The 7,683-nt window shown below is 71.8% G+C and carries 8 protein-coding genes; 7 read left to right on the top strand and 1 reads right to left on the bottom strand.

Annotated elements, in window-relative coordinates:
• From GT042_RS01755 to GT042_RS01770, 4 genes are all read left to right on the top strand, one after another.
• The coding region (locus GT042_RS01755; protein WP_161306922.1) for a hypothetical protein at window positions 1-778 on the top strand (778 nt) is incomplete at its 5' end.
• A gap of 325 nt (window positions 779-1,103) precedes the next feature.
• A complete protein-coding gene (locus tag GT042_RS01760) occupies window positions 1,104-1,676 on the top strand; it encodes an FABP family protein (protein WP_161306923.1) in 573 nt (190 codons plus the stop codon).
• 91 nt (window positions 1,677-1,767) lie between these two features.
• A complete protein-coding gene (locus GT042_RS01765) occupies window positions 1,768-2,226 on the top strand; it encodes a Fur family transcriptional regulator (RefSeq protein ID WP_161306924.1) in 459 nt (152 codons plus the stop codon).
• 20 nt (window positions 2,227-2,246) lie between these two features.
• A complete protein-coding gene (locus GT042_RS01770; protein WP_161306925.1) occupies window positions 2,247-3,212 on the top strand; it encodes a folate-binding protein YgfZ in 966 nt (321 codons plus the stop codon).
• 63 nt (window positions 3,213-3,275) lie between these two features.
• Here the strand turns inward: GT042_RS01770 and dtd are convergent, their stop codons facing one another.
• A complete protein-coding gene (gene dtd / locus GT042_RS01775; RefSeq protein WP_161306926.1) occupies window positions 3,276-3,713 on the bottom strand; it encodes a D-aminoacyl-tRNA deacylase in 438 nt (145 codons plus the stop codon).
• Window positions 3,714-3,977: 264 nt separating this feature from the next.
• Here dtd and GT042_RS01780 point away from each other — a divergent pair, with 264 nt between their 5' ends.
• The 3 genes from GT042_RS01780 to GT042_RS01790 all read left to right on the top strand — a co-directional run bounded on the left by GT042_RS01780 (window position 3,978) and on the right by GT042_RS01790 (window position 7,296).
• Entirely contained in the window at window positions 3,978-4,700 is a 723-nt protein-coding gene (locus GT042_RS01780; RefSeq protein ID WP_202532225.1) for an ABC transporter substrate-binding protein, read from the top strand.
• A gap of 83 nt (window positions 4,701-4,783) precedes the next feature.
• On the top strand, window positions 4,784-5,851 hold the full coding sequence (locus GT042_RS01785) for an asparaginase (protein WP_161306927.1): 1,068 nt from the start codon (window positions 4,784-4,786) through the stop codon (window positions 5,849-5,851).
• Window positions 5,852-6,054: 203 nt separating this feature from the next.
• A complete protein-coding gene (locus tag GT042_RS01790; protein WP_161306928.1) occupies window positions 6,055-7,296 on the top strand; it encodes a GNAT family N-acetyltransferase in 1,242 nt (413 codons plus the stop codon).
• Window positions 7,297-7,683: the final 387 nt, after the last annotated feature.

The raw sequence follows: 7,683 nt of genomic DNA on the forward strand, positions 1-7,683 counted from the left end.
GTCCCGCCCGCCCCGCCGCGCCCTCCGCGCCGTCGCCCGCTGGACCGTCGCCGTGCTCGTCTTCGCCGGGCTCGGGGGCGGGGTCGCGTACGGCATCAGTGACGCGGCGCGGGAGGACGTACCCGGTCTGGCGACCAAGAGCGACGGGCGCTGGCAGTACCCGAAGCTCTCGCTTCCCGCGCTGCCCGCCGACGCCCCCCGCCCGTTCAGCGGCAACAACGCGGGCGAGATCCACCACGCCGACCCCCGCGCGCTCCTGCTGCCCGCCCCGGCCGGGGCCGTCGCCGACAAGAAGCTGACCGGCGGGTGGGTGGGCGAGGAGCGGTTCCTGTCCGAGTACGAACTGGACGACGGCGAGCGGTCCGACCTCCTGGTGGCCCTGCGGGACGCCGGCCTCCGGCACATCGCCGCTCGCGGCTGGACCATGCCCGACGGCACCTCCTCCCGGGTCTACCTGCTGACGTTCCCGTCGACAGCGTTCACGGACGCGTTTGTCGCCGACGAGCTGGACCAAGGGCTGGAGTTCGGCGTGCCGCTCAAGGAGAGCCCGGAAACCGTGCTGGACGAGAGCTGGACCCAGGAGGGGGCCGGCCTGGACGCCTCGGTGTACGCGTACGAGGAGACCGAACCGTACGGCTCCGTCCAGACTCGCCAGGCGTACATCAGGGCCGGGGACACCCTCGCGCTCGTCGTGCACGAGAGGCCGGTGAAGAAGGGCCGCGCCGCCGCCGTGCCCTTCCACCAGACGCTGATCCTCCAGGACCAGCTGCTCAACTGAGGCGACCGCCGCTCCCCGCACCTCGGGGAGAGGGCTGCCCCCACCTCGGGGAGAGGACCGGGCCACCACCCATTAGGCTGGGGCCCGGTCCGTACCGCCCCACCGCTCTCCGAGGAGCACCCCGTGCTTGAGGACGTCTTCACCGCCCTGCTGGTCCTGGTCTGCGTCGGCGTGCTCGCCTTCTCCGTCCTGGTCGTGAAGAAGCTGTACCAGGGTCAGAGCTGACGTCCGGATTCCGGACCCGGCAGCCGTCGCCCCTTCATCGCCTCTGTCATCGCCTCTGTCACCGCCAGCCTCTGCCCTCTACAGATCGCCTGAGCCGCTCATGATCGAGATTCCGTCCGACCTGAACCCGGACCTCGTCCCCCTCGCCTTCCTCCTCGGCCGCTGGGAGGGCGTCGGCGTGTTCGACTTCCCCGGGGACGAGAAGGCCAATTTCGGCCAGGAAGTCACGTTCAGCCACGACGGCAGGGACTTCGTCGAGTACGTCTCGCACACGTGGGCGCTCGACGCCGAGGGCAACAAGCTCCGGCCCATCGAGTCCGAGTCCGGGTTCTGGCGCATCGACAAGGACCGCAAGGTCGAGGTCGTGATGGTCCGCGACCAGGGCGTCGTGGAGATCTGGTACGGCGAGTTGGCCGACCAGAAGCCGCAGATCGACCTGGTGACCGACGCGGTGGCCCGTACCGCCGCCGCCAGTCCGTACAGCGGCGGCAAGCGGCTCTACGGCTATGTGAAGAGCGACCTGATGTGGGTCGGCGAGAAGGCGACGCCCGAGGTGCCGCTGCGGCCGTACATGTCCGCCCACCTCAAGAAGGTGGTCACCCCGGACCAGGTCGCGGCCTGGGCCAAGGATCTCGGCGACCTGCCGGACGACGGCATCGCGTTCTTCAAGTAGACGAATCGCGTTCTTCAAGTAGACGAGCCGGGGCGGGGCCGGGCCTTTCGACACCAGCCACAAGCACGGCGCGCCCGCCTACACTGGTCCCGTGGTGAGCACCGACTGGAAGAGCGACCTGCGCGAGCGCGGCTACCGGCTGACGCCCCAGCGCCAGCTTGTCCTCGAAGCCGTCGACACCCTGGAGCACGCGACCCCGGACGACATCCTCGGCGAGGTCCGCAGAACCGCCTCCGGCGTCAACATCTCCACCGTCTACCGGACCCTGGAGCTGCTGGAGGAGCTGGGCCTCGTCTCCCACACCCATCTGGGACACGGCGCTCCGACGTACCACCTCGCCGACCGCCACCACCACATCCACATGGTCTGCCGGGACTGTACGAACGTGATCGAGGCGGACGTCGCGATCGCCGCCGACTTCACCAGGAAACTCCGCGAGGACCACGGCTTCACGACCGACATGAAGCACTTCGCGATCTTCGGGCGCTGCGCCGACTGCGCGGCCGGGCTGGGCACGGACGGCACGGACGGCGCGGACACGGAGCCGTAGCGAGTCGTACGCTTACCGGTATGAAGAGCCCCTTGCTGTTCCTGCCCGGAGCCGTCGCCGCAGAAGGATCGGACGAAGAGGTCGCCGCCCACTACGGCGACCTGTTCCGAGAACAGCGCGCGCTCGCGGACGGCACCGGACTCGTCGACCTCTCCCATCGCGGGATCGTCACGATCACCGGCGACGACCGGCTGGCCTGGCTGCACCTGCTGCTCACCCAGCACGTCAGTGAGCTGGCCCCGGGGGAGGCGACCGAGGCGCTGGTCCTCTCCGCGAACGGCCACATCGAGCACGCCCTCTACCTCGTGGACGACGGTACGACCACCTGGACGCACGTCGAACCGGGCACGCGCGAGGCGCTCGTCGCGTACCTGGAGTCGATGAAGTTCTTCTACCGGGTCGAGGTCGCGGACCGTACCGACGACATCGCACTCGTCCACCTGCCGGCCGGTTCCATCGCCGAGGTGCCCGAGGGGACCGCCGTACGGGAGACGGCGTACGGCCGGGACCTGTTCCTGCCCCGCGCCCAGCTGGAGGCCTACGCGGCCGCGCACGGGCCGCTGGCCGGGATCCTCGCGTACGAGGCCCTGCGCGTCGAGAACCACCGGCCGCGCCTCGGCTTCGAGACCGACCACCGGACGATCCCGCACGAGCTGGGGTGGATCGGCAGCGCCGTACACCTCCAGAAGGGCTGCTACCGGGGCCAGGAGACCGTGGCGCGCGTCCAGAACCTGGGCAAGCCGCCGCGGCGGCTCGTCTTCCTGCACCTGGACGGCAGCGAGGTCCTGCTGCCGGGGCACGGCACCCCGATCAGGCTCGCGGCGGACGGCGCGGAGGGGCGGCAGCTGGGCTTCATCACGACGTCGGCGCGCCACCACGAGCTGGGGCCGATCGCGCTGGCCCTGATCAAGCGCAACGTGCCGGTGGACGCGGAGCTGATGGCGGGGGACACGGCGGCGGCCCAGGAAGCGGTCGTGGAGGTCTGAGCGACCGCATCTCCGCGCGACTCCCCGCTTCTGCGCTTTACGCGCTTCCGCGCTTTTACGCCCTCACATCTCCAGCTGCACCGTGAACGGGCCGTGATTCGTCAGCGAGACCCGCATGTCCGCCCCGAACCGGCCCGTCTCCACCGTCGCCCCCAGCTCACGCAGCCGTGCCACCACCTCGTCGACCAGCGGCTCCGCCACCGGTCCCGGCGCGGCGGCGTTCCACGTCGGGCGGCGTCCCTTGCGGGCGTCCCCGTAGAGAGTGAACTGCGAAATCACCAGGAGCGGGGCGTTCACGTCCGAACAGGACTTCTCGCCCTCCAGGATCCGCATCGACCAGAGCTTGCGGGCGAGTTGTCCCGCCTTCTCCGCCGTGTCCTCGTGGGTGACTCCGACCAGCACACACAGGCCTTCACCGATGATCTCGCCCACGGTTTCCGTCCCCGCGTCCGTCACCACGGAGACCTTCGCGCCGTCGACCCTCTGCACCACCGCTCGCATGACGACCAATCTAGCGGGGGCCGAACGGGTGCAGAGTGCCCGCACGTGCAGGTGCATGAGTGGCACCATGCTCGGAGGCGGTGCGCTCGCGCACCGGTCGAGGGATGGGGAGTACGCGTGACGAGTACATCTGGCGCCGGGCAGCCGTCCGGCCCCGTACCGAGGACCCGCACCACCAGCGGTACGGGCAGCAGCCCCGCGGCCAGGGCGGTGGGCGGCCAGGCGGGCGGCCCGCTGGGCGGCGGCGGACACGCGGGCCAGGGCATGGGACCCGGCACGGGTCCGGGTGTGGGTCCGGGGACGGGGCCGGGCGTCGGTGCGGGGTCGGGTCCGGGGATGGGTCCCGTCACGGGCCCGGGCAGGGGCGCGGTGCAGGCCGGCGGTCACCCCGGGGGTCACTCAAGCGGCCACTCGGGCGGTCATTCGGGCGGGCGGCCCCCCGTCCAGCGGACCGGCGGCGAGGGCGTCCTGCCCGCCCCCCGGCCGTACGACTTCACCGTGCTGCGCCTGCCCGAGCTGCGCGCGCTGCGCCGGGACTCGCAGCGCGACGAGGCCGACCTCAGCTATCTGCGGCGGCTGCTCCAGGGGCGCATCGACATCCTGCGGGCCGAGCTGGCGCGCCGTACCGCGCCCGAGACACCTGTCGTGGACCGTGTCCCCGGGACGTCCGTGGTGGACCGGCTCTCCGAGATCCTCGCCGACGCGCCCTCCCGGCACCGTTCGTCCGCCCGGCATGTGACGCTTTCCACTCCGCGCAGCGAGGAGTACCGGCTGCTGGCGGCGGAGACGCTCGCCGAGGTCGAGCTGTCGGACCTGGAGGCCCGTACGGACGACGAACTGCACACCGCGATGGGGCGGCTGGTCCGCAACGAGCAGCAGATCTCGCGCCGCCGTCACCAGCTCCAGCGCACGGCGGACGACTGCATCGGGGAGATCGCCCGCAGGTACCGTGACGGGGAAGCACAAGTGGACGACCTGCTGACGTAAGACCGATCGGTGATCGGTCGAAGGCTCACGAGGCCGCGTCGGCGGGGTCCGTCCGTACCGCACCCCGTGACGGAAGGCCGACGATGACGTCTCACACCCCCGCCGTACCCCCGGCGACAGCACCGGGCCCCGTACCCCCGGCGACCGCACCGGGCGGTACCTCCGTCGTCTTCCCGGCCGTGTCGCCGGGCGGCGCCCCCGCCGTCACTGCGGCGCCGCCGGTCCTCGCGGAGGTCGTACGGTCCGGATTCACCGAGGGGCACCACCGGGGGACGCTGGTGCTGCTCGCGGCGGACGGCAGGGTGGAGTTCGCGCTCGGCGACCCCGGCGCCCCGGTCTTCCCGCGCTCCAGCAACAAGCCGATGCAGGCCGCCGCCGTACTGCGGGCGGGGCTGGACCTGGCGGGCGAGCGGCTGGCGCTGGCCGCCGCGAGTCATTCGGGCGAGTGGTTCCACCTCGACCTCGTACGGACGATGCTCGCCGAGCACGGACTGGCCGTCACCGATCTGCGGACGCCGCCGGACCTGCCGCTGGACCAGGTGGAAGCAGAAACGTTTCTCGCCGCCGGCGGGGTGCGGGACCGGGTGGCCATGAACTGCTCGGGCAAACACGCGGCGATGCTGGCCGCCTGCGTCCTGAACGGCTGGCCCACCGACACCTACCTGGACCAGGACCATCCGCTCCAGCGGCTCGTCCACACGGTGGTCGAGGAGGTCTCGGGCGAACGGATCGCGGCGACCGGTACGGACGGCTGTGGCGCCCCGCTGATGGCGATCAGCCTCACCGGCCTCGCCCGCTCCTTCCGCCACTTCGTGCTCGCCGCCCCGGGCACGCCGGAGCGGCGGGTGGCGGACGCGATGCGCGCGCACCCCGAGTACGTGGCGGGCACCCGCCGGTCCGACACCTGGCTGATGCGGGAGGTGCCGGGGGCGCTGTCGAAGATGGGCGCGGAGGCGGTCCAGGCGGTGGCGCTGCCGGACGGCCGCGCGCTGGCCTTCAAGATCGACGACGGCGGGATCCGGGCGCTGGGCCCGGTCCTGGCGCGGGCGCTGGAGCTGCTGGGGGTGACGGCGGAGGTACGGGAACGGATCGGGCGGGCGCCGCTGCTGGGCGGGGGCGTGGAGGTGGGGTCGGTGCGGGCGGCGTTCTGACGGGCGCGGTACGGGCCTGACCTGGGCGGACCAAATCCACGGGCAGCCGATTCAAGTCCTCGCGCACCTGACTCAAGTCCTCGCGCACCTGACTCAAGTCCACGCGCACCTGACTCAAGTCCTCGCGCACCCGACTCGAATCCACGCGCAGCCGGTCCAAATCCACGTGCACCCGATCGGATGAACGACATAGCGTGAGATCCATGAGCCTTGAGGTCCGTACCGTCACCGAAGCCGAGTTCCCCGACTGGCACCGCGCCCTGAACACCGGATTCCTGCGGCCGCCCGTCTCGGCGGACGACGTGGTGGCGTCGCGGCGGGCCACCGCCGACCTGACCCGTACGCTCGGCGCCTTCGACGAGGGCCGCTGCGTCGCCACCTTCCGGTCGTTCCCGCAGGAGCTGACGGTCGTGGGCGGCGCCACGCTCACGGCCGACGCGATCTCGAACGTGACCGTCTCCCCCACCCACCGCAGGCGCGGGCTCCTCGGCCGCATGATGGGCGCGGACCTGGCGGCGGCGAAGGAGCGCGGCGACGCGGTGGCCACGCTGATCGCGGCGGAGTACCCGATCTACGGGCGGTTCGGCTTCGGTCCCGCCACGTGGATCACCGAGTGGGCGATCGACGTGGCGCGTACGGGACTCGACCCCCGCAGGTCCGGCCCCGACGACGGCGGCCGGATCGACCTGGTCGACCTCGCCGACGTACGGAAGATCGGCCCCGAACTCCACGACCGGTTCCGGGTCACGCAGCCGGGCGCGATCGACCGCGACGAGCGCTGGTGGCGCAGGGAGACGGGCCTGGACGCCTGGGTCGTGCCCCAGGCCGAGTCGTTCTACGCGGTGTACCGCTCGGCCGCGGGCGAAGTGGAAGGCCTGGTCAGCTACTCCGCGGACGGCACGTGGGGCGACGCCAAGACGCCGGAGTGCACGGCGTCGGTGCGGAGCCTGATCGCCCTGACGCCGGCGGCGGAGCGGGCGCTGTGGCAGTTCGTCTGTTCCATCGACTGGGTGGCGACGGTGAGGACGGGCCACCGCGGCCCGGACGACCTGGTGACCCGCTTCCTGCCGGACCCGCGCGCGGCGCGCGTCGTCACGCACGCGGACTTTCTGTGGGTACGGATCCTCGACGTCGTACGCGCCCTGGAGGCCCGCACGTACGCGGCGCCCGGCACGCTGGTCCTGGAGGTCGTGGACCCCACGAACCTGGCCGCCGGCCGCTTCCGCCTGGACGCCTCCCCGACGGGCGCGGTGTGCGCGCGGACCACGTCGTCGCCGGACGTGGTGCTGGACGTACGGGAGTTGGGCGCGCTGTACCTGGGCGACGAGTCGGCGGTGACGCTGGCGGCGCTGGGGGCCTTGACGGAGGTGACGCGGGGCGGGGCGGCCCGCGCGGACGTCCTGTTCCACACGGCGCGGCGTCCGTGGTGCCCGGACATCTTCTGAGGCGGCCGAGCTTTTGTCCTCAATCGCCGGACGGGCTTCGGTTTGGCGTCTGCCCGGTGCGTTTGGTTGCGCTTACTGATTGTCCTCAATCGCCGGACGGGCTTGGTGGTGCCGCTGCGGCCCGGCTTTCATCCGCGGGTTGTTGCCGGGGGCCGGGCAGGGGTCGTGTCCTGCACTGCATGTTTTACGTCGCGTTCGGGACCTTGTTCAGTTCACCGGTAGTCACGCGACACAAAACACGCTTTACGTTCCGGACACGACCCCTGCCCGTCCCCCTTCCAGGCCCGCGTCAAGACAAATCCAGCCCGTCCGGCGTTAGAGGACATCCTTGCCCCGCACCCGCCCACCGGGCCGGGGGCAATCCCAGCCCGTCCGGCGTTTGAGGAC

The sequence above is a fragment of the Streptomyces sp. SID3212 genome, from assembly GCF_009865405.1.
Lineage (GTDB): Bacteria > Actinomycetota > Actinomycetes > Streptomycetales > Streptomycetaceae > Streptomyces.

What these genes read in the sequence shown, in the direction of transcription:
- GT042_RS01760 (WP_161306923.1), top strand. Translation starts at nt 1,104, where the DNA reads ATGATCGAGATTCCGTCCGACCTGAACCCGGACCTCGTCCCCCTCGCC.
- GT042_RS01770 (WP_161306925.1), top strand. Translation starts at nt 2,247, where the DNA reads ATGAAGAGCCCCTTGCTGTTCCTGCCCGGAGCCGTCGCCGCAGAAGGA.
- dtd (WP_161306926.1), bottom strand. Translation starts at nt 3,713, where the DNA reads ATGCGAGCGGTGGTGCAGAGGGTCGACGGCGCGAAGGTCTCCGTGGTG.
- GT042_RS01780 (WP_202532225.1), top strand. Translation starts at nt 3,978, where the DNA reads ATGGGACCCGGCACGGGTCCGGGTGTGGGTCCGGGGACGGGGCCGGGC.
- GT042_RS01785 (WP_161306927.1), top strand. Translation starts at nt 4,784, where the DNA reads ATGACGTCTCACACCCCCGCCGTACCCCCGGCGACAGCACCGGGCCCC.
- GT042_RS01790 (WP_161306928.1), top strand. Translation starts at nt 6,055, where the DNA reads ATGAGCCTTGAGGTCCGTACCGTCACCGAAGCCGAGTTCCCCGACTGG.